18 protein-coding genes are annotated in these 21,102 nt (G+C 63.6%); 3 read left to right on the forward strand and 15 right to left on the reverse strand.

All coding sequences use genetic code 11. The features are described 5' to 3' along the window. Positions 1-112 precede the first annotated feature (112 nt). From AWB80_RS34115 to AWB80_RS34125, 3 genes are all read right to left on the reverse strand, one after another. Positions 113-1,579, reverse strand: coding sequence for a glutamate synthase subunit beta (locus tag AWB80_RS34115; protein ID WP_061179085.1), 1,467 nt, complete (start codon positions 1,577-1,579; stop codon positions 113-115). 80 nt (positions 1,580-1,659) lie between these two features. Further along, entirely contained in the window at positions 1,660-6,363 is a 4,704-nt protein-coding gene (locus AWB80_RS34120) for a glutamate synthase-related protein (RefSeq protein ID WP_061179086.1), read from the reverse strand. Between the two features lie 330 nt (positions 6,364-6,693). Then, positions 6,694-7,401, reverse strand: a complete 708-nt coding sequence (locus AWB80_RS34125) for a transposase (RefSeq protein ID WP_061179087.1) — start codon at positions 7,399-7,401, stop codon at positions 6,694-6,696. Between the two features lie 206 nt (positions 7,402-7,607). On the opposite strand from AWB80_RS34125, the gene AWB80_RS34130 reads away from it, so the two are divergent. The 3 genes from AWB80_RS34130 to AWB80_RS34135 all read left to right on the forward strand — a co-directional run bounded on the left by AWB80_RS34130 (position 7,608) and on the right by AWB80_RS34135 (position 9,008). Further along, a complete protein-coding gene (locus AWB80_RS34130; protein WP_061179128.1) occupies positions 7,608-8,333 on the forward strand; it encodes an OmpW/AlkL family protein in 726 nt (241 codons plus the stop codon). 140 nt (positions 8,334-8,473) lie between these two features. Beyond that, complete coding sequence (locus AWB80_RS44155) at positions 8,474-8,647, forward strand: hypothetical protein (protein ID WP_160147499.1); 174 nt, start codon at positions 8,474-8,476, stop codon at positions 8,645-8,647. Next, the gene (locus AWB80_RS34135; RefSeq protein WP_061179088.1) at positions 8,631-9,008 is read left to right on the forward strand and encodes an ElaB/YgaM/YqjD family protein; all 378 of its coding nucleotides are present in this window, start codon (positions 8,631-8,633) and stop codon (positions 9,006-9,008) included. The genes AWB80_RS44155 and AWB80_RS34135 overlap by 17 nt, the downstream gene beginning before the upstream one ends. A gap of 4 nt (positions 9,009-9,012) precedes the next feature. Here the strand turns inward: AWB80_RS34135 and ugpQ are convergent, their stop codons facing one another. The 12 genes from ugpQ to pilM all read right to left on the reverse strand — a co-directional run bounded on the left by ugpQ (position 9,013) and on the right by pilM (position 21,080). After that, entirely contained in the window at positions 9,013-9,768 is a 756-nt protein-coding gene (gene ugpQ / locus AWB80_RS34140; RefSeq protein WP_061179089.1) for a glycerophosphodiester phosphodiesterase, read from the reverse strand. A gap of 14 nt (positions 9,769-9,782) precedes the next feature. Continuing rightward, positions 9,783-10,868: a sn-glycerol-3-phosphate import ATP-binding protein UgpC gene (locus AWB80_RS34145; RefSeq protein WP_061179090.1), complete on the reverse strand. Its 1,086-nt coding sequence runs from the start codon at positions 10,866-10,868 to the stop codon at positions 9,783-9,785. A gap of 16 nt (positions 10,869-10,884) precedes the next feature. Next, positions 10,885-11,730, reverse strand: a complete 846-nt coding sequence (gene ugpE, locus AWB80_RS34150) for a sn-glycerol-3-phosphate ABC transporter permease UgpE (protein WP_061179091.1) — start codon at positions 11,728-11,730, stop codon at positions 10,885-10,887. Beyond that, positions 11,727-12,611, reverse strand: coding sequence for a sn-glycerol-3-phosphate ABC transporter permease UgpA (gene ugpA / locus AWB80_RS34155; RefSeq protein ID WP_061179092.1), 885 nt, complete (start codon positions 12,609-12,611; stop codon positions 11,727-11,729). The genes ugpE and ugpA overlap by 4 nt, the downstream gene beginning before the upstream one ends. Before the next feature lie 56 nt (positions 12,612-12,667). Next, complete coding sequence (ugpB, locus tag AWB80_RS34160; protein ID WP_061179093.1) at positions 12,668-13,993, reverse strand: sn-glycerol-3-phosphate ABC transporter substrate-binding protein UgpB; 1,326 nt, start codon at positions 13,991-13,993, stop codon at positions 12,668-12,670. Positions 13,994-14,039: 46 nt separating this feature from the next. Continuing rightward, complete coding sequence (locus AWB80_RS34165; RefSeq protein WP_061179094.1) at positions 14,040-15,260, reverse strand: deoxyguanosinetriphosphate triphosphohydrolase; 1,221 nt, start codon at positions 15,258-15,260, stop codon at positions 14,040-14,042. Positions 15,261-15,302: 42 nt separating this feature from the next. Further along, positions 15,303-16,379 carry a 3-dehydroquinate synthase gene (gene aroB / locus AWB80_RS34170; RefSeq protein WP_061179129.1) on the reverse strand — a complete coding sequence of 359 codons (1,077 nt, stop codon included), beginning with the start codon at positions 16,377-16,379 and terminating at the stop codon, positions 15,303-15,305. A gap of 8 nt (positions 16,380-16,387) precedes the next feature. After that, entirely contained in the window at positions 16,388-16,939 is a 552-nt protein-coding gene (locus tag AWB80_RS34175) for a shikimate kinase (protein ID WP_061179095.1), read from the reverse strand. A gap of 94 nt (positions 16,940-17,033) precedes the next feature. Beyond that, the gene (locus AWB80_RS34180) at positions 17,034-18,479 is read right to left on the reverse strand and encodes a type IV pilus secretin PilQ (RefSeq protein ID WP_061179130.1); all 1,446 of its coding nucleotides are present in this window, start codon (positions 18,477-18,479) and stop codon (positions 17,034-17,036) included. A gap of 53 nt (positions 18,480-18,532) precedes the next feature. Next, the gene (gene pilO, locus AWB80_RS34185; RefSeq protein ID WP_061179096.1) at positions 18,533-19,402 is read right to left on the reverse strand and encodes a type 4a pilus biogenesis protein PilO; all 870 of its coding nucleotides are present in this window, start codon (positions 19,400-19,402) and stop codon (positions 18,533-18,535) included. After that, positions 19,399-20,082 (reverse strand): PilN domain-containing protein, encoded by a 684-nt coding sequence (locus tag AWB80_RS34190; RefSeq protein ID WP_061179097.1) that lies wholly within the window; start codon positions 20,080-20,082, stop codon positions 19,399-19,401. Before AWB80_RS34190 ends, pilO begins: the two co-directional genes overlap by 4 nt. Continuing rightward, positions 20,079-21,080, reverse strand: coding sequence for a type IV pilus biogenesis protein PilM (gene pilM / locus AWB80_RS34195; protein ID WP_061179098.1), 1,002 nt, complete (start codon positions 21,078-21,080; stop codon positions 20,079-20,081). The genes AWB80_RS34190 and pilM overlap by 4 nt, the downstream gene beginning before the upstream one ends. Positions 21,081-21,102 lie beyond the last annotated feature (22 nt).

The raw sequence follows: 21,102 nt of genomic DNA on the forward strand, positions 1-21,102 counted from the left end.
TGAGTCCCGTGCAATACAGAACTCAGGCCTCGGCTACCCGCTAGAATTTAACCGTCCAACTTCGTGGGGTCAGTTCAGACGCGTGGCCTTTTTATCTTGAAGCGCCGAATATTTACCGCGGCAACTCGCTCGACCCCATCAGATACGCATCCACAGACCGCGCACACTGACGGCCTTCACGAATCGCCCAGACCACGAGCGACTGCCCGCGCCGCATATCGCCCGCCGTGAACACCTTGTCCACCGACGTGTAATACGCCTTGTCGCCCTCGGTCGCCGCGCGCACGTTGCCGCGCGCATCCTTCTCGACGCCGAACGCATCCAGCACCGGCGAAACCGGTTGCGTGAAGCCCATCGCGAGCAGCACGAGATCGGCTTTCATTTCGAACTCGCTGTTCGGCACTTCCTGCATCTTGCCGCCTTTCCACTCGACGCGCACCGCGATCAGCTTCTCGACCTTGCCGTTCTTGCCTTCGAAACGCTTCGTCGCCACCGACCAGTCGCGCTCGCAACCTTCTTCGTGCGACGACGACGTGCGCAGCTTGATCGGCCAGTACGGCCACACGAGCGGCTTGTTCTCCTCTTCGGGCGGTTGCGCGAGCAGTTCGAACTGCGTCACGTCCTTCGCGCCATGCCGATTCGACGTACCGACACAATCCGAACCCGTATCGCCGCCGCCGATCACGACGACATGCTTGCCCTTCGCGAGCAGCTGATCCGTCAGCTTGTCGCCGGCGTTGACCTTGTTCTGCTGCGGCAGGAATTCCATCGCGTAATAGATGCCTTGAAGCTCGCGGCCCGGCACCGGCAGATCGCGCGGCGTTTCCGAACCGCCCGCGATCACCACCGCGTCGAACTGTTCCTTCAGTTCGTCCGGCGTGATGGTTTCCTTCGCCGTATTCGCGATGTATTCCGGTAGCGCGTCGCGGCCGATGAACACGTTCGTGCGGAACGACACGCCTTCCGCTTCCATCTGGCGCATGCGACGATCGATCAGCCACTTTTCCAGCTTGAAGTCGGGAATTCCGTAACGCAGCAGACCGCCGATGCGATCGTTCTTCTCGAACACGACGACTTCATGCCCCGCGCGTCCGAGCTGTTGCGCGGCCGCGAGACCCGCAGGGCCCGAACCGACGACCGCGACCTTCTTGCCGGTCTTGTGCTTCGGCGGCTGCGGCACGACCCAGCCTTCGGCGAAGGCCTTGTCGATGATCGCGTGCTCGATCGACTTGATGCCGACCGGATCGTCGTTGATGCCGAGCGTGCACGCCGCTTCGCACGGCGCCGGGCAGATGCGGCCCGTGAACTCCGGGAAGTTGTTGGTCGAGTGCAGCACGTTGATCGCGCTCTTCCAGTCCTGCTGGAACACGAGATCGTTGAAGTCCGGAATGACGTTGTTGACCGGGCAGCCGTTGTTGCAGAACGGAATGCCGCAGTCCATGCAGCGCGCGCCCTGAACCTTGGCGTCTTCATCCGTCAGCGCGGCGACAAATTCCTTGTAGTGCTTAACGCGGGTCAGCGGTGCTTCGTACGCCTCATGGCGGCGCTCGAACTCGAGAAAACCGGTTGCCTTGCCCATTTCTTTCTCTGTATTTGGTGAGGATCGCACTCTCCGATGCACACGCACCGGAGAGCCTTTCTAAACGTTGTGACTCGGCCTCAAGCCGCGATGGCGTCCTTCGACTTCTTCGCGCCCATCTCCGTGAGTGCGCGCTTGTATTCGGTCGGGAACACCTTGACGAACTGACGGCGAGCCGAATCCCAGTTCTCGAGCAGCGACTTCGCGCGCGGCGAACCGGTGAACTGGAAGTGACGCTCGACCAGGCCCTTGAGCACCGCTTCGTCGGTCTTGCCGGCGTGCCACAGCGCGCGATCCACCGTGCGCTCCTGTTCGGCCTGTTGCAGCACCGGATCGAGCGCGACCATCGACTTGTTGCACTTGCCCGCGAACGCGCCGTCCGGGTCGTACACGAACGCGATGCCGCCCGACATGCCCGCCGCGAAGTTGCGGCCCGTCTCGCCGAGCACCACCACCGTGCCGCCCGTCATGTATTCGCAGCCGTGATCGCCCGTGCCTTCCACGACCGCCGTCGCGCCAGAATTGCGCACGCAGAAGCGCTCGCCCGCGACGCCGCGGAAATACGATTCGCCTTCGATCGCGCCATACATCACCGTGTTGCCGCAGATGATGTTTTCTTCGGACTTGCCGCGGAAGTCGTTGGTCGGGCGAATGATGATGCGTCCACCCGACATGCCCTTGCCGACATAGTCGTTGCCGTCGCCGACGAGATCGAGCGTCACGCCCTTCGCGAGAAACGCGCCGAAGCTCTGGCCCGCCGTGCCCTTCAACTGGATGTGGATCGAGTCGTCGGGCAGGCCGTCGTGGCCGTGCTTCTTCGCGATCAGGCCGGACAGCATTGCGCCGACCGTGCGGTTCACGTTGCGCACCGGCTGGATGAACGAAACATGCTCGCCCTTCTCGATCGCCGCCTTCGACTTCTCGATCAGCACGTGATCGAGCGCCTTGTCGAGGCCGTGATCCTGCACGTCCACGTGCTTGCGCGCGACTTCCTCGCCCACCGGCACCTGATAGAAGATGCGCGAGAAGTCGAGACCCTTCGCCTTCCAGTGTTCGATGCCCTTCTTCATGTCGAGCAGATCGACGCGGCCGATGAGGTCATCGAACTTGCGAATGCCGAACTGCGCCATGATTTCGCGCACTTCTTCCGCGACGAAGAAGAAGAAGTTGACGACGTGTTCCGGCTGGCCCGAGAACTTCGCGCGCAGCACCGGGTCCTGCGTCGCCACGCCGACCGGGCACGTGTTCAGATGGCACTTGCGCATCATGATGCAGCCTTCGACGACGAGCGGCGCCGTCGCGAAGCCGAACTCGTCCGCGCCAAGCAGCGCGCCGATCACGACGTCGCGGCCGGTCTTCATCTGGCCGTCGGCCTGCACGCGGATACGTCCGCGCAGGCGGTTCAGCACCAGCGTCTGCTGCGTTTCGGCAAGGCCAAGCTCCCACGGCGTGCCCGCGTGCTTGAGCGACGACAGCGGCGACGCGCCCGTGCCGCCGTCATGGCCGGCGATCACGACGTGATCGGCCTTCGCCTTTGCAACACCCGCGGCAACCGTACCGACACCCACTTCGGACACCAGCTTCACCGAAATGCTCGACGCCGAATTCACGTTCTTCAGATCGTGAATGAGCTGCGCGAGGTCTTCGATCGAATAGATGTCGTGGTGCGGCGGCGGCGAAATCAGGCCGACGCCCGGCACCGAGTAACGCAGCTTGCCGATGTACTCGGACACCTTGTGACCCGGCAACTGGCCGCCTTCGCCCGGCTTCGCGCCCTGCGCCATCTTGATCTGGATCTGATCCGCCGACGACAGATACTCCGCCGTCACGCCGAAACGGCCCGACGCGACCTGCTTGATCTTCGAGCGCAGCGAATCGCCGTCCTTCAGCGGGATGTCGGTGACGACTTCCTTGCCGATGATCGATTGCAGCGTGTCGCCGTTCTTGATCGGAATGCCGCGCAGTTCGTTGCGATAACGCGTTTCGTCCTCGCCGCCTTCGCCCGTATTCGACTTGCCGCCGATGCGGTTCATCGCGACGGCCAGCGTCGCGTGCGCTTCGGTCGAAATCGAGCCGAGCGACATCGCGCCAGTCGCGAAGCGCTTGACGATGTCCTTCGCCGATTCCACTTCATCCAGCGGAATCGCCCTGGTCGGCTCGACCTTGAACTCGAACAGACCGCGGAACGTCATGTGACGCTTCGTCTGGTCGTTGATGATGTGCGCGTATTCCTTGTACGTCTGATACGAATTGCTGCGCGCCGAGTGCTGCAGCTTGGCGATCGCATCCGGCGTCCACATGTGCTCTTCGCCGCGCACGCGATACGCGTACTCGCCGCCCGCGTCGAGCATGGTCGCGAGTACCGGGTTGTCGCCGAACGCATCGCGGTGCAGGCGAATCGCTTCTTCTGCCACTTCGAAAATGCCGATGCCGCCGACCTTCGTCGCCGTGCCCTTGAAATACTTCTCGACCAACTCGGAGGACAGGCCGACGCCTTCGAAGATCTGCGCGCCGGTGTAGGACATGTACGTCGAGATGCCCATCTTCGACATGACCTTCAGGAGACCCTTGCCGACCGCCTTCGTGAAGTTGTAGATGACCTTGTCGGCCGACAGATCGCCCTTCAGGCCATCGGCCATGTTGGCGAGCGTTTCCAGCGCGAGATACGGGTGCACGGCTTCCGCGCCGTAGCCCGCGAGCAGCGCGAAATGATGCGTCTCACGCGCCGAACCCGTTTCCACGACGAGACCCGTGCTCGTGCGCAGGCCATGCGCGACGAGATGCGAGTGAATCGCGGACGTGGCGAGCAGCGCCGGAATCGCGACGTTGTCGCGGTCCATCTTGCGGTCGGACACGATCAGGATGTTGTAGCCGGACTTCACGGCATCGACCGCTTCCGCGCACAGCGACGCGATGCGCGCTTCAACGCCTTCCTTGCCCCACGCCGCCGGATAGCAGATGTTCAGTTCATACGAGCTGAACTTGCCGCCGGTGTATTTATCGATCGCGCGGATCTTGGCGATGTCCTTGAAGTCGAGCACGGGCTGCGACACTTCGAGACGCATCGTCGGGTTGATGTTGGTCGTGTCGAGCAGGTTCGGCTTCGGACCGATGAACGAGTTGAGCGACATCACCAGGTTTTCGCGGATCGGATCGATCGGCGGGTTCGTCACCTGGGCGAACAACTGCTTGAAGTAGTTGTACAGCGTCTTGTTCTTGTTGGACATGACCGCCAGCGGCGAATCGTTGCCCATCGAGCCGACGGCTTCCTCGCCCGATTGCGCCATCGGCGCCATCAGGAACTTGAGGTCTTCCTGCGTATAGCCGAAGGCCTGCTGGCGGTCCAGCAGCGCGGCGGCTTCGCGGCGTTGCGTCTCGACGTCTTCCGCCTTCGGCTCGATTTCGTCGAGCTTGATGCGCACGGCGTCGATCCAGCTCTTGTACGGCTTCGCGTTGGACAGGTTGTCCTTCAGTTCCTTGTCCTCGATGATGCGGCCCTGCTCCATGTCGATCAGGAACATCTTGCCCGGCTGCAGACGCCACTTCTTGACGATCTTCGACTCGGGAATCGGCAGCACGCCGGACTCCGACGCGAGGATCACGAGATCGTCGTCGGTGACGAGATAGCGCGCCGGACGCAGACCGTTACGGTCGAGCGTCGCGCCGATCTGGCGGCCGTCCGTGAACGCGATCGCGGCGGGGCCGTCCCACGGCTCCATCATCGCGGCGTGGTATTCGTAGAACGCGCGGCGGTTGTCGTCCATCAGCGTGTGCTGTTCCCACGCTTCGGGAATCATCATCATCATCGCGTGGACGAGCGGGTAACCGGCCATCACCAGCAGTTCGAGACAGTTGTCGAACGATGCCGTGTCCGACTGGCCCGGATAGATCAGCGGCCAGAGCTTCGGCAGATCGTCGCCGAGCACGTAGGACGCGATCGCGCCGGTGCGCGCGTTCAGCCAGTTGACGTTGCCCTTCACGGTGTTGATTTCACCGTTGTGCGCGATCATGCGGTACGGGTGCGCGAGTTCCCACGCCGGGAACGTGTTGGTCGAGAAGCGCTGGTGCACGAGCGCGAGCGCCGACACGACGCGCTCGTCCTGCAGGTCGCGGTAGTACACGCCGACCTGACCCGCCAGCAGCAGGCCCTTGTAGACGACCGTGCGCGAGGACATCGACGGCACGAAGTATTCCTTGCCGTGCTTCAGCTTGAGCGCCTGGATGCGATGGCTCGCCGTCTTGCGGATGATGTACAGCTTGCGCTCGAGCGCGTCCGTCACGACGATGTCCTTGCCGCGACCGATGAAAATCATGCGGATCAGCGGCTCGCTCGCCTTCACGGTCGGCGAGATGGGCATGTTGCCGTCGACGGGAACATCGCGCCAGCCGAGCACGACCTGGCCCTCGGCCTTCACCGTGCGCTCGAGCTCCTGCTCGCACGCGAGACGCGATGCGTGCTCCTTCGGCAGGAAGATCATGCCGACGCCGTATTCGCCAGCCGGCGGCAACGTCACGCCCTGCTTGGCCATTTCCTCGCGATAGAAGCCGTCCGGCACCTGAATCAGGATGCCGGCGCCGTCGCCCATCAGCGGATCGGCGCCGACCGCGCCGCGGTGATCGAGATTCTCGAGAATCTTGAGACCCTGCTGAATGATCTCGTGGCTCTTCTTTCCCTTGATGTGGGCGACGAAGCCGACGCCGCAGGCGTCATGTTCGTTCGCAGGATCGTACATGCCCTGCGCGGCGGGAAGCGAACCGGCTGCCGGTTGCTGATGATCGTTCATGGGGACACCGTCTCTACTGTGAGGGGCCGAATCGACTCGGCCGTTGAACCATTTTCTTGTCGCTTGCGACGGTATTTTTTCAACTTGATGTGTCACGAAGCACGGTCGTGCGCGGCACGCTGCACCGCGGCAATTGCCGGAAATCGAAATATACGCGACGAATCAAAAGGATGGCAAATAAAACTTGATGATGTGACACCAATTATCGATATGGTGCAAGCACGCCCCAATATATTGGGGTCGCACCAATAATCATAAAAAAGAAACGGCGAACCCCGAAAATTCGAGACGCCGTTTCATTTTGTGCTTCAGGATTGCCGATGCAGGCCGTTATTGGGGTTGCGGGGTTTCGCGAATCTTGCGAGGACGCCCACGCGGCAGAGGCGACACCCGACGGTTGGCTGCATGCGACGCCCATTCGCGATAGGCCTCGCTGCCGAGCACCCAGCCTTTGAGTGTCGCTTGCAGGAGACGGTTGGCCTCCCGCTCGTCGAGCGGTTGCTCGCACAACTCCTTGTACGCGTGCTGGCGCTCGAACGGCGTGTTGCCGAGCGACCAGAAAAGCGGATGGTCCGTGATGAGGCCATCGAGCGTAAGCCCGATGTGATGACGGAAGCTGGACCACTTGTGGTCCTGCGGCGTCGCGACGAGTTGCGCGCGCACCGGCGCCGTCTCGACGACGCGCGTGGCGAGCAGAAAGTAACGCTCGCCTTCGATCACCGTGGCGCGATAGCGGCCTTCCCACAACGTGCCGCGCCGCATGTAACGGCGATTGAAGTGCGCTACGTAACGACGCCCGACGGCCTGCATCGCTTTGGGCAGGCTGGCCTCGTCGCGCGGCGTGACGAGCAGATGCACCGCCTGCGGCATGAGCGCGTAGGCGTGGATTGAGAGGTGATGATCACGTGAAGCAGTCCTCAAGCAGTCGATGAAGAGCTCGTAGTCCTGGTCGTCGACGAATGCGGGTTGCTGGTCGAGACCACGCAGGATGACATGCTGCGGCTGTTCGGGAACGTAGAGTCGTGCAAGCCGTGCCATTCTGGATATTCCGTTGGTCGCGTTTGTGTTACCCCAATCGGGGGCCTTTCGGAGCCGTTGTGGCAGCGTGGACAAAACACATGCAAGTGCCGTGCAACGAAGCCCCAAAGCCGCTCTTTGCCCTAGGGAAAATGCTCTACGGCGCCGCTATGGTTTATGTGAAATGTTATGTTCATAATGAGCGTGCTTTTCTGGAGGAGCACAAATTGAAAATAAAACAGGTCATCACGGGGATCGCGGCATTAGCGTGTGTGTCCACCGCGGCACATGCGCAATCTGCTGGATCCTTCTATGCAACCGCAGGCTGGTTTCACTTCGCACCGCAAGACAGCAGCGGCCCGCTCAAAGAAACAAGTGTAGGCGGATCTCCCGTCAATATCGATGTTCCCGGCACCGGCGCCGGCATTGGAAGCGCTGACACAGCCGGCTTCACTTTGGGCTACTTCGCGACCGACCACATCGCCGCCGAACTCGAAATGGGCATACCGCCTACGTTCGACCTCGAAGGCACAGGCACCTTCTCGCAGTACGGCAAGCTCGGCAGCGCCAAGCAGTGGAGCCCGACGCTGCTGTTCAAATACTTCTTCAATGCTCCTACGGCGAAGTTCCGTCCGTTCGTTGGCATCGGCGTGACGCGGACCTGGTTCACCGACGCCCAGATCACGAACCAGCAATTCGAAGGCTCGGTCCTGCATGGTCCGACCACGGTCGACACGGATAGTTCGTGGGCGCCCGTGTTTAATGTCGGTGCGACTTACAATTTCACAGAACACTGGTTTGCCGGCTTTTCCGTGTCGTTCATTCCTTTGAAGGCCACGGCGAAGTTGAACACGCAGGCACAAACACCTGTCGGTACGCTGAATGTTCAGTCGCAGGCGAAAATCACGCTCAACCCGATCGTTACATATTTGCGAGTAGGCTACCGCTTCTGAAGTGATACTGCTCGCAGACAAGTAACGAAGATATATAAGCGTTATCGCGAAAAGAAAGAAAACGCCGGCATGATTTCAGTCATGCCGGCATTTCTTTTTGCATCCGGCTTGTAAATGTGACCTCCGATAGAAGGAACCGCTTGCAGTTCTTACGTGCCGGCTCGCGTGAATTTTCCGTTACGGTCGCGCTTACCGAAGCATTGCGCGAAGTCGAAGCGGCGGCACCGAATTTGCTGCATGATGAGTTTCCCCGCTTCGGGCGGGCCATCCACGACTCATCCATCGACGGAGCGATCTATGAACGCATTGCCTAATACGCGAGACGCCATCGGAGATTCATGGACCACGACGGGCCGACGTGCACGCCGCATGGCGCGCCATGGACGTGAAGCAGCCGAGGATATCGGCGCCGAACTTCGCACGCTGCTCAGCGAACTGGAAAGCACGCTGGCGGAAGGCACGTCAGCCGATGCAGCCGCACTGCGCGCGCAAATCGGCGAGCGTCTCGACAGCGCGCGCGCACGGTTGAACGACACGCACGCCGCGCTGCGCGAGCGCGCAGGCGCCGTGTTCGAAGACGCCGACGCGTATATCCACGAAAAGCCGTGGCAGACCATCGTGCTCGTTGGCGGGCTGGCGCTCGTTGCGGGCGTGCTGCTTGCCCGCGTGCGCTAGCGCTTCAACTGCTCGACGCCTCCAGAAAGTCAGCGCCGATGATGTCGATGCGGTCCGTACAGATCGCATCGACTCCCCATTGCGCGAGCAAGCGCGCGCGCGCGGGGTCATTCACCGTGTAGGCGAGGATGCGCAGACCCGCGTCCTTGATCCGCGCGACAAGCGTTTCATCGAGCGCGCGATGACTCGCGTGCAGTGACACGCACGATAGCGCCGCGGTCTGCGCGCGCCAGTCTTCCGGTACATGCTCGTACAACATGCCGCGCGGCAGATTCGGCGCGACATCGCGTGCCGCCTCCAATGCCGCATACGAAAACGACGACAGCAGCGGCGCAACCTCGGCGTCCGCCCACAACCGCGCCGCTTCGCGCGCGACGAGCACGCCCGTTTCCACATCGCGGCCCTGACTCGGCTTGATCTCGATGTTCGCCGCCAGCCCATGCTTCGTGCATCGCTCATGGACCTGCGCGAGCGTCGGCATGCGCGCGTTGGCGAACTCGGTGCCAAACCACGAGCCCGCATCGAGCGCGCTCAACTGCGCGTAGGTCAGCGCTTTCGCCGCGCCGCGACTGTTCGACGTGCGATCCACCGCATCGTCATGCAGCAGGAAAACGACATCGTCGGCGGAGAGTTTCGCGTCGAACTCGATCATCGTGTGGCCGAAGCGCGCGCCGACGTCGATCGCTTCGAGCGTGTTCTCCGGCGCAAGCTTGCCGCCGCCGCGATGCGCGACAATCGCGGGATAAGGCCAGGTTCTCATCGCTTCTGCTCCATTCAATTGGCGCGATGCCCCGTTGCCGGATCGAAGAAATGCAGATGCTTCGCAGGCAACGACACAGCGAGCCGCTCGCCGCGCTGCGGCCGATGTTCGTGCGGCAAACGCGCAGCGACATCGTGCTTGCCCCACTTGCCGTGCGCGAGATTGTCCGCGCCGAGCAGTTCGGCCGAATCGACATCGAGCGTCGCGCTGGGCGCGTTCCCGTTGCCGGGCGTCATGTGCTCCGGACGAATGCCGATGATCCACTCGCGCCCGTGCATCGCGCCCGACACGCCCGTTGCACCCGCGACCGGCAGCTTCGGTCCATCGCCCGCGACCTCGAACAGCGATCCGTCTGCGGACAAACGCCCTTCGAGCAGATTCATCGCCGGCGAGCCGATGAAGCTCGCGACGAATACCGTCGCCGGACGTTCGTACACTTCGGTCGGCGCGCCGATCTGCTCGGCGTGCCCCTTGTTCATGACGATGACGCGCTGCGCCAGGGTCATGGCTTCGATCTGGTCGTGCGTGACGTACAGGCTGGTCGTAGCCAGGCGCGCATGCAGGCGCTGAATTTCGAGGCGCATCTGCACGCGCAGCTTGGCGTCGAGATTCGAAAGCGGTTCGTCGAACAGGAACACCGCCGGTTCGCGCACGATCGCGCGGCCCATTGCGACGCGCTGCCGCTGACCGCCGGACAACTCGCGCGGCTTGCGCGCGAGCAAGTGCTCGAGTTCGAGAATGCGCGCCGCATTCGCCACACGCGACTCGATGGTCGCGCGATCCGCGCCGCCGATCTTCAGCGCGTACGCCATATTCTGCGCGACACTCATGTGCGGATAAAGTGCGTAGTTCTGAAATACCATCGCGATATCGCGATCCTTCGGCTCCAGCTTGTTCACGACCTTGCCGCCGATTTCGATCGCGCCTTCGGACACGCTTTCGAGTCCCGCGACCATGCGCAGCAGCGTCGACTTTCCGCAGCCCGACGGGCCGACCATCACGACGAACTCGCCGTCTTCCACCGCCACATCGATGCCGTGCAGCACGTAGTTCGAGCCGTCGTAGGTTTTCTTGACGCCTTTGAGATTCAGCGCAGCCATCTATCCAAGGTCTCCGTTATTTTTCAGCATCGACGAGTCCGCGCACGAACCAGCGCTGCATCGTCAGCACGACGGCGAGCGGCGGCAGCATCGCGAGCAGCGTCGCCGTCATCACGTAGTGCCATTCCGTTGCCGTATCGCCCGACGCGATCATGCTCTTGATGCCGACTACCGCCGTCTGCAGCGACACCTCGTTGGTGATGAGAATCGGCCAGAGATACTGATTCCAGCCGTAGATGAACGTGATGACGAAGAGCGCCGCGATGTTGGTCTTCGAGAGCGGCAGCACGACGTCCCAGAAGAAGCGCAGCGGCCCCGCGCCGTCGATGCGCGCTGCTTCCATCAATTCGTCGGGCAGCGTCATGAAGAATTGCCGGAACAGAAACGTGGCCGTGGCGGACGCGATCAGCGGCAGCGTCAAGCCCGCATACGTGTTCGACAGATGCATCGAGGAGACGACTTGCACCGTCGGAAAAATACGCACTTCGACGGGCAGCATCAGCGTGACGAAGATCAGCCAGAACGCGAGGTTCTTCATCGGAAAGCGGAAGAACACGATCGCGTAGGCGGAGACGATCGACACGGCGATCTTGCCGATCGAAATGACGAGCGCCATCACGAGGCTGTTGATGAGCATCAGGCCGAACGGCGCGGCCGCGTTGCCGCTGCCGTGCGTCCAGATATGCGCGATGTTTTCGAACAGATGCGAACTCGGCACGAGCGAGATCGGCACGCTGAAGACTTCCTTCGAATTCATCGTGGCCGCGCAGAACGCCACATACACCGGGAACACGACCAGCGCGACGCCGAGTATCAGCACCGCGTGACAGAAGATATCGAAACCGCGTCGGTTCTCGATCATGAGTATTGCACCCTGCGTTCGACGAAGCGGAATTGCACGATCGTCAGCGCGACGACGATCACCATCAGCACCACCGATTGCGCGCCGGAACTGCCGATATCGAGTCCCTGAAAGCCTTCGGCGAAGATCTTGTAGATGAGCGTCTTGGTCGACTGCGCGGGGCCGCCGCCGGTGGCGGCATCGATCACGGGGAAGGTATCGAAGAACGCGTAGACGAGATTCACGACGAGCAGGAAGAAGCTGGTCGGCGACAGCAGCGGCAGCGCGATGCCGAAGAAGCGCCGCACGGGCCCGGCGCCGTCGATGGCGGCGGCTTCGATCAGCGATTGCGGAATCGCTTGCAAACCCGCATAGAAGAACAGGAAGTTGTAGCTGACCTGCTTCCACACCGATGCCAGCACGACGAGGAACATCGCCTGCGTGCCGTTGAGCGCGTGATTCCAGACGATGCCCTGTTTCGCGAGCGCGAAGGTTACGAGCCCGATGCTCGGGTTGAACAGGAACGACCACAGCACGGCGGCGATCGCGGGCGCGACCGCGTACGGCCAGATGAGCAGCGTCTGATACGCCTTCGCACCGCGCGTCACGCGATCGGCGCAGGCGGCGAGCAGCAGCGAAATCGCGAGGCCCGACACGGTGACGAGCGAGCAAAAGATCATCGTCGTGTTGAACGACGAGAGATAGAGCGGATCGGCGAACAACTGCCGGAAATTCGCCAGCCCGACGAACTCGCTCGACGTGCCGAACGCGTCCTGACTTTGCGTGGCTTGCCAGAGCGCTTCGCCCGCGGGCCAGAGAAAGAACAGCGCGGTGATCGCGAGCTGAGGCGCGACGAGCAGATACGGCAACACGCTCGTATCGAAACGAGACCGTTTTTCCATTCGCTGGTGTCCTGAACTAGGCGCCCGCGTCGCGCGCGGGCGCTGGCTGCATGAGCTTAGTTGCCGGTCTTCTCGAAGCGGCGCAGCAGTTCGTCGCCGCGTTGCACCGATGCGTCGAGCGCCTGTTGCGGCGTCTTCTTGTCGGCCCAGACCTGCTCCAGCTCTTCGTCGACGATGGTGCGGATCTGCGGCATGTTGCCCAGACGCAGACCCTTCGTGTAAGGCAGCGGCGGCTTGTTCATCATCTGCTTGATGGCGATGTCCGCGCCGGGATTCTTGTCGTAGAAGCCCTGTTTCTGCGTGAGCTCGTACGCGGCTTGCGTGACCGGCAGATAGCCCGTGTCCTGATGCCACTTCGCCGCGACTTCCGGCGTCGACAGATACGCGAGGAACTTCGCGACGCCCTTGTAGACGGCCGGGTCCTTGCCCGACAACACCCACAGACTCGCGCCACCGATGATCGCGTTCTGCGGCGCGCCCTTCACGCTGGCGTCGTACGGCATCATGCCGACGCCGTAATCGAACTTCGCATATTTGGCGATGGTCGCGCGCGAGCCCGACGAGTTCGTGATGATCCCGCAATCGCCGCTGTAGAACTTCGAGACCGGCTCGTCCTTGCGGCCCACGTACGTGAACGTGCCGTCCTTCGCCATTTTCTGCAGGAACTGGATGTGCGCGACCTGCAGCGGCTTGTTGAATTCGAGCTTGGCGTCGAGGCCGTCGAAGCCATTGTTCTTCGATGCGAACGGCGCGGCGTGCCACGCGCTGTAGTTTTCGAGCTGAATCCAGCTTTGCCAGCCCGACGAATAACCGCACGAGTAACCGGCGGCCTTCAGCTTCTTCGCGTCGGCTTCGACATCGGCCCAGGTTTTCGGGGGCTGGTTCGGATCGAGGCCCGCTTTCTTGAACGCGTCCTTGTTGTAGTAGAGGACCGGCGTCGAGCTGTTGAACGGCATCGAGATCAGATGGCCGGTTTTCGCGTCGCTGTAGTAGCCGGAAATCGTCGGCACGAAGGCCTTTTCATCGAGCGGCACGCCCGCCTGCTTGAACACGTCGGAGACGGGAATGACGGCCTTCTTCGCCTGCATCATCGTTGCGGTGCCGACTTCGTAGACCTGCAGGATCGCGGGCGCGTTGCCGCTGCGATACGCCGCGATACCCGCCGCGAGCGTCTGGTCATAGGTGCCCTTGAACACCGGGACGATCTTGTAATCGCTCTGCGACTTGTTGAAATCGTTGGCGATGTCGCCCACGCGCTCGCCGAGCGCGGCTTCCATCGCATGCCAGAACTGGATTTCCGTCGCGGCGTGCGCCGCGGTGCTGGCGCCGAACGCCAGAACGGCCGCGGCCGAGATCGTGCGGAACAAGGGCTTGCAGCTCATCGATGAGTCTCCTTTTTGCGAATTCGCGCTTTGAAAATGCGCGATATTAGTTGTTGTCGATGACAAACAGGCGTTGATACTCCTTCAATGCGTAACGATCCGTCATCCCGGCGATGTAATGCGCGATGAGCCGTGCCTGCGAACTGTCGTGGCTCGCCGACGGCGCGTCGTTCGCGGATTCCTCCGCCACCGGTCCGCGCGACTGATACGCGGGCGGCAGCAGGCGCGGATCGTCGGTGAACGCTTCGAAGAGGCCCATCACCACGCGCTTCGCCTTGTTGGCCATCCGCATCACGCGATAGTGCCGGTACAGATTCTTGAACAGGAAGCGCTTGAGCTGCGCTGCCTGCGCGGCGACTTCGTCGCTGTGTGCGACGAGTGTCGGCGCGTTGCGCACGTCGTCGAGCGATTGCGGCGCGACGCGTTCGAGATTGCGGCCCGTCGCCTCGATCAGATCGACGATCAGCGTGTTGATGATGCGCCGGATCGTCTCGTGAATCAGCCTGCGCCCTTCGATGTTCGGATAGTCGGCGCGCGCCGCGTCGAAATGCGTGTGCCAGAGGCTCACTTCGGCAAGTTGTTCGAGTGTGATGAGACCGGAGCGCAGGCCGTCGTCGACGTCGTGATTGTTGTATGCGATTTCATCGGCGACATTCGCGATCTGCGCTTCGAGCGAAGGCTGCTTGCCGGCGAGAAAGCGCTCGCCGAGATCGCCGAGCTTGCGCGCGTTCTCGCGCGAGCAATGCTTGAGAATGCCTTCGCGCGTTTCGAAGCACAGGTTCAGGCCGTCGAACGCGCCGTAGTGCTCTTCGAGTTGATCGACCACCGCGAGGCTTTGCAGATTGTGCTCGAAGCCACCGTGATCGCGCATGCAGTCGTGCAGCGCGTCCTGCCCGGCGTGGCCGAACGGCGTATGGCCGAGATCGTGCGCGAGCGAGATGGCTTCGACGAGATCTTCGTTCAGCCGCAGATTGCGCGCGACCGAACGCGCGATCTGCGCGACTTCGAGGCTATGCGTGAGACGCGTGCGGAACAGGTCGCCTTCGTGATTGACGAAGACCTGCGTCTTGTATTCGAGCCGGCGAAACGCGGTCGAATGCACGATGCGGTCGCGGTCGCGCTGAAATTCGGTACGCGCGGCGGGCGGCGGCTCGGCGAAACGCCGGCCGCGCGATTGCGACGAGTGCGCGGCATACGGCGCGAGATGCGCTTCGAGCACGAGTGAAGACGGCGTGCCCCGTGGAAATTGACTTTCTTTTTCGGTCACCGGCTGCTCCGCATTCGTGGTTCTAGCCGCCGCCCGCGCGGATCAGACGCTGGCTGCGAGCGTCGCGCGCACGGCCTGATCGGGCGCGCTCGCGATCTCGGTCGAGCCGAAGCGGGTCAGCAGAATGAATTTGATGGCGCCGGCTTCGGCCTTCTTGTCGACTTTCATCAGATCGACGTAACGGTCGTCGCCGAGTTTGGGCGCCGTGACCGGCAGCTTCGCCGCCTCGATCACGCGCACGAGACGCTGGCGCGCGGCTTCGTCCAGCTTGCCGAGGCGCACGGAAAGATCCGCCGCCATCACCATGCCGCAGCCGACCGCTTCGCCGTGCAGCCATTCGCCGTAGCCGAGCCCGGCTTCGATCGCATGGCCGAAGGTGTGGCCGAAATTGAGAATCGCGCGCTGTCCGCCTTCGCGCTCGTCCGACGCGACGACCGCTGCCTTGATCTCGCACGAACGCTTCACGGCGTGCGCGAGCGCCTCGTCGTCACGGCGATTCAACGCGTCGATATTGGTTTCGATCCAGTCGAAGAACGCCGCGTCCGCGATCGCGGCCGTCTTGATGACTTCCGCGATGCCCGCCGCCAGCTCGCGCTCCGGCAGCGTGTGCAGCGCGCCGATATCCGCGATCACCGCCTGCGGCTGATAGAACGCGCCGATCATGTTCTTGCCGAGCGGATGATTGATGCCCGTCTTGCCGCCCACCGAGGAATCCACTTGCGAGAGCAGCGTGGTCGGAACCTGGATGAACGGCACGCCGCGCATGTAGCATGCGGCTGCGAAGCCGGTCATGTCGCCGACGACACCGCCGCCCAGCGCGATCAACGTGGTCTTGCGGTCGGCGCGTTCGGTGAGCAACGCGTCGAAAATCCGGTTGAGCGTTTCCCAGTTCTTGTGCGCCTCGCCGTCCGGCAGGACGACCGTCGTCACTTTTTTGCCGAGCGGTTCGAGCGCGGCACGCAACCGGTCGCCGTAGAGCGGATCGATGGTGGAATTGGTGACGATCGCCACCGACGCGCCCTTGATATGCGGCGCAAAAAGCTCAGTGCGGCCGATCAGGCCCGCACCAATATGAATGGGGTAGGCGCGCTCGCCCAGTTCTACGTTGACGGTAATCATGGCGGACATTATGACTCAGCCGACTTGACGACGCCGGCGACCTCCAGTTGCATCAGGACCATATTGACGAGCGCGTTCACGGTCGGCCGTCCCGTTTCGACGACGAAATGCGCGCAGTCGTGATACAGCGGATCGCGCGTCTTGAAAAGCGCTTCGAGCTTGCCGCGCGGATCTTCGGTTTGCAGCAGCGGGCGATTCTTGTCACGCCGCGTGCGCTGCCAGAGATCGTGCGGATTGGCGCGCAGATAGATGACGATGCCGCGATTCTTCAGATGTTCGCGATTGTCGGTCCGCAGCACCGCGCCGCCGCCCGTCGCGAGCACGATGCCGCTGCGCTGCGACAGCTCGTCGATGATGTTCGCCTCGCGCTGGCGGAAACCCTCCTCGCCTTCGAGCTCCCAGATCACGGGGATGCGGGCGCCCGTGCGCGCCTCGATCTCCAGATCCGAATCGATGAACGAGCGCTGCAGACGGCGCGCAACCGCACGGCCCACGGTGGTTTTACCCGCCCCCATGAGTCCGACGAAAAAGATGTTCGCGTTCGCGTGCCCTTCCTGCAACTCGGTTTCCTTCCAGTTCGATGCAATTTGTTCGTGCGGCAGCTTAAGGGCAAACCGCCCGCTTTGTCGAGTCGCGCCGCCCTCGTGGCGCAACTCACCCGCTGCTCGCGATCACATGCGGCGTAATCAATATGACCAGTTCGCTTTTTGCGCGCCGCCGCGCCTCATGGCGAAACAGCCAGCCGATCAGCGGCAGTTTCGACAATCCCGGCACGCCGGTGACATCGTCGCGCTCGTCATCGGAATAGATGCCGCCGATCGCCACGGTCCCGCCGTTCTCCACTTCCACGCGCGTCTGGACGTGCTTGGTGTGGATGGCCGGACCGTTCGCCGTCTGCTCGCCCAGGCTGTCCTTCGTGATGTCGAGATCCAGAATGACGTGGCCATGCGGCGTAATCTGCGGCTCGACCTCCAGTTTGAGCGTTGCACGCCGAAACTGCACGCCCGACATGCCATTGCCGACTTTCGCCTGATACGGCACTTCCATGCCCTGCTCGACGACGGATTTCACCCGGTCCGCCGTCACGACGCGCGGGCGCGACACGATCTGCCCGCGCCCTTCCGCCTCCAGCGCGCTCAGTTCGATATTGAGCAGGCGTGTGGCCTGAGCGACGAAGAGCGTGAGTCCGGCGGTCGCCGCGTCGAAGCCGTTGATCGGCCCCGCCGACAGATCGTATACCACACCCTCCTTGCCGCCCGCGAACCCGGTCGACGGATCGTTCTGCGGCGCGACGCTCAGTTTGACGCCCAGATTGCGCGACAACCCCGCCTCGCCCTCGACGATCTTCGCCTCGATCATCACCTGCGGCGTCGGTTTGTCGATCAGCGCGATCAGTTCCGCCATCTGCTGGACGCGCGCGTCGAGATCGGTGACGAAGAGCAGATTGGTGCGCGCGTCGGCAATGGCGGAGCCGCGTTTGGACAGCACGCGCTGGCCGCCCGCGCCGGTCAGCATTTTGCGAAGCTCGTCCGCGCGCGAATAGCGCAGCACGAACGTACGGCTCGCGAGCGGTTCGAGATCGGCGGCGCGCGCGTGGGCTTCGAAGCGAAGCTTTTCGCGCGCGGCGAGCTCGGTGAGCGGCGCGACCCAGATCACGTTGCCGTGCTGCTCCATCGCGAGGCCGTGGACTTCGAGCAGCGTGTCGAACGCGCGCCGCCACGGCACGGCGACGAGATTCATCGACACTTGCCCGCGCACCTTCTCGCTCGCGACGATGTTCAGGCCCGTGAAGCGCGCGAACGCATGAAGCGCGGCACTCAGATCGGCGTTTTTCAGGTCGAGGGTGATGGGCTTGCCGTCGTCGCTTCCGTGCGACGCGCCGCTCAGCCGTTCGAGTTCGGGTAACGGCACCGGCGGACCTTCCAGCGCCTCGGCTGATTCGACTACGGGCTTGGCGTCCGCGAGCGGAGCGGGCGAAGGAGGCGCGGCGTCGATGGCGAGTTGTTCCGCCGGCTGAATATCGAGCGATGCCGGCAGCGGAGGCAGCGGCGCGATGATCGTGTCCGCGCTATCGGCGGCGAGCGCCGCGTGCGCGAACATCAGCGCCGCCGCGCTCACCCCGGCGAATCCGCGTAAAAGCTGCGCGATGCGTTTCACTTGCGATCCTCCGCGAGCGTCAGCTTGCGCGACATGCCGTCGTTGCGAGCGAGTTCGACGGCGCGCGGAAGGACGCGCCCGAGCCGTTCGTCACCGATCTTCTGTCCCGGCGCGAAGCCATCGACGTCACGGCCGCTTTGCAGCAGCGCCATCGCGCGACGGCGACCGACGAAGGTTCCGACCAGCAGCATGTCGCCACCCTGCGCGGCGGCATCCGCACCGCCGAACGGATCGACGATGAACGCGTTGGCGCGTGGCGCAGCGGCGGGCGCTACTGCCGGCAGCGTTTCGAAGATGCGCAGCGTCGCTTCGATGGCAAGCTCGCCCGCCTGTCGCGTGATCTGCACGTTCTCGGGGACGACGAGCCGCGGCAGTCCGGCGAGCGCCTCCAGAAAGCGTCGCATCTCCGCGAACGCGCCGTCCGCGCGCAGCTTCAGCGCGCGCTCCGGAAGCGGTTCGCGTGCTTTCGGGTCGCCGCTCCTGAGCGCGACCGGCTCGATACCCGCGACGCGTAGCCCGTTCTGCGCCGCCAGATCGGCGACGGCGCGCAACGCGTCGGCGGCGCTCCAGACGGCGGGCGCCATATGGCCCGAAGCGGCTCGCGCACGCAGATCGGGCAATTCCGCCGCGATGCGCCCCGCGTCGAGCGCTTTCGCTTGCGTCGCCGCCCATGCGGCGCGGCTTGCATCGAGCTGACTCGCGTCCGACATGTGCCAGACTCGCAGGCCCGTGACGAACACGAGCAAGCCCACGATGAGCGCGACACACGCGGTTCGAAGCCGCGACCATTCATCGAGCGGCTGCAGGATGGACGGCATGCCGCGCGATTGCCTTTTTGCAGGCAGGTTCATCGGAATCGTGCTCATGGGCGTTTCCCCTGCGCGGAAGGACGATTGGCCGTCAGGATGGGACGCGCCTGACGCGATGCGGCTTCGCCGAGCGAATGATCCGGCGCGTAGCGCACGAGCGCGACGAACTCGAAATGCGCGGACCGCTCGCCGAAAGATGCCGGTGCGACGCGCCTGCCCGGCGCCGCAGTATCCGCGCGCCGCTTCATTTCGATTACTTCGACCGATTGCACGCCGCGCAGCCCTTCCAACCGCTTGAGCCATTGCGCGGCCGCCTGCGAATCGGGAGCGAGCGCGGCAAGCTCGACCTCGTTCGTGCGCTGCGACACGCGCTGGAGCGCGATGCCTCGTTGCGGCGGAGTATCCGCGAGCGCTTCGAGCAGCGCGAGAAAGCGCTCGCGCGGCAAAGCCAGCGGCTGCGCGGCCTCACGCGCGCGCCGCCGGTCCGCTTCGGCACGAATGAGCCGGGCGTGTTCGTCGATATGCGCGCCCGATGCGCGCAGCGACGTCTCCAGCGCCACGCGCCGCTCGTCCAGGCGAGCGCGCTCGAACGCATCCCAGCCGGCCACGGCGCCGACGGCCGCGCACCCTGCCAGACTGATCGCGCCGATCAACGCGAGCCGCTGACGCCGCAACTCACGGCGCTTTCGCGCGCGATACGGAAGCAGATTGAATCCATCGAGCATGACGGCGTTCATTGCATCACCTCGCGCAATGCAAGTCCGAAAGCGGTCGCGAAACGCGGCGAATGTTTGTTCGCGGCCAGAATCCCGGTTGCCCCATTGCAATACGGCGCGGCCTCGAACGGCAGCGCCGGGCAACCGAAGCTCTTGCCCAGCATGGGCAGCGGCAGACAGGCGTGCGCCATCAGTTCGATCTGGCCGCCCACGTAAATGCAATCGAGCGGGGCCGCCGCGCCCGCGAGATCATGCAGCGCGTCCGCGATACTCCGATGCTCCGGCGCGGGATAGCGGATCTCGTTTTCGACGCCCCGCGCGCCGACCAGCCAGCCGTGCAGGCCGGTACTCTCCAGCCAGCAGACGAGATAGCGCGCGTCGGCGTCCAGCTCGACCGAGCCGGCATGGCGCATCGCGCGCAACGCGGCAGCCGGCTCTCCGTCGATGGCCGATAACGCGATGCCCGCTTCCGCCGCCGTTTCGACGCGTGCTTCGACGTGACGCCGCGCCGTCGCTGCTATCGCGACCTGCGCCTCGCCGTCTTCGCGCGCCTGCACGGACCAGTCCACCGCCAGCGCTCCGCGTTCGATGCCGGTCGCGCGCTCGGCCTGCGCGAGCACCGCCGGTTCGAGCATGCCGCGAGGATCACCGCCGATGGAGGCCGCGAGCTGCTCGTGGTCTTCCATCAGCCGCGCGAGCGGAATCTGCGTCGTGAGCGTCGCCGCAGCGGGCAAGCCCATCGCGCAGCGCAGCGCCCGCCACGCGCCGCTTTCCGGCAAGCTGCCGAACGCCTCGCGCAATGCCGCGACGATGGCCGCGCGATCCGCGAAGTCGCCGCCGATCACCGCCCCCGACGGCAGCGCCACCGCCTCCAGATGCTCGACACACACCGCCGCGTTCGCCCGCAATCGTCTGCTTACGATCGCGAGCCGCACCGCATCCTCGCCCACGTCGATGCCCGCCGCATAGCGACGCGTGACCGTCAGCATCGTGCCGCGCAGCGCATTTTCCTTACTCATGACCGACTCCTTCCATTCACTC

This window comes from Caballeronia pedi, from assembly GCF_001544915.2.
In the GTDB taxonomy this organism is placed as follows: domain Bacteria; phylum Pseudomonadota; class Gammaproteobacteria; order Burkholderiales; family Burkholderiaceae; genus Caballeronia; species Caballeronia pedi.

Coding starts and splice junctions, on each gene's coding strand:
- AWB80_RS34115 (WP_061179085.1), bottom strand. CDS start 1,579: ATGGGCAAGGCAACCGGTTTTCTCGAGTTCGAGCGCCGCCATGAGGCG.
- AWB80_RS34120 (WP_061179086.1), bottom strand. CDS start 6,363: ATGAACGATCATCAGCAACCGGCAGCCGGTTCGCTTCCCGCCGCGCAG.
- AWB80_RS34125 (WP_061179087.1), bottom strand. CDS start 7,401: ATGGCACGGCTTGCACGACTCTACGTTCCCGAACAGCCGCAGCATGTC.
- AWB80_RS34135 (WP_061179088.1), top strand. CDS start 8,631: ATGAACGCATTGCCTAATACGCGAGACGCCATCGGAGATTCATGGACC.
- ugpQ (WP_061179089.1), bottom strand. CDS start 9,768: ATGAGAACCTGGCCTTATCCCGCGATTGTCGCGCATCGCGGCGGCGGC.
- AWB80_RS34145 (WP_061179090.1), bottom strand. CDS start 10,868: ATGGCTGCGCTGAATCTCAAAGGCGTCAAGAAAACCTACGACGGCTCG.
- ugpE (WP_061179091.1), bottom strand. CDS start 11,730: ATGATCGAGAACCGACGCGGTTTCGATATCTTCTGTCACGCGGTGCTG.
- ugpA (WP_061179092.1), bottom strand. CDS start 12,611: ATGGAAAAACGGTCTCGTTTCGATACGAGCGTGTTGCCGTATCTGCTC.
- ugpB (WP_061179093.1), bottom strand. CDS start 13,993: ATGAGCTGCAAGCCCTTGTTCCGCACGATCTCGGCCGCGGCCGTTCTG.
- aroB (WP_061179129.1), bottom strand. CDS start 16,379: ATGATTACCGTCAACGTAGAACTGGGCGAGCGCGCCTACCCCATTCAT.
- AWB80_RS34180 (WP_061179130.1), bottom strand. CDS start 18,479: ATGTTCGCGCACGCGGCGCTCGCCGCCGATAGCGCGGACACGATCATC.
- pilO (WP_061179096.1), bottom strand. CDS start 19,402: ATGAGCACGATTCCGATGAACCTGCCTGCAAAAAGGCAATCGCGCGGC.
- AWB80_RS34190 (WP_061179097.1), bottom strand. CDS start 20,082: ATGAACGCCGTCATGCTCGATGGATTCAATCTGCTTCCGTATCGCGCG.
- pilM (WP_061179098.1), bottom strand. CDS start 21,080: ATGAGTAAGGAAAATGCGCTGCGCGGCACGATGCTGACGGTCACGCGT.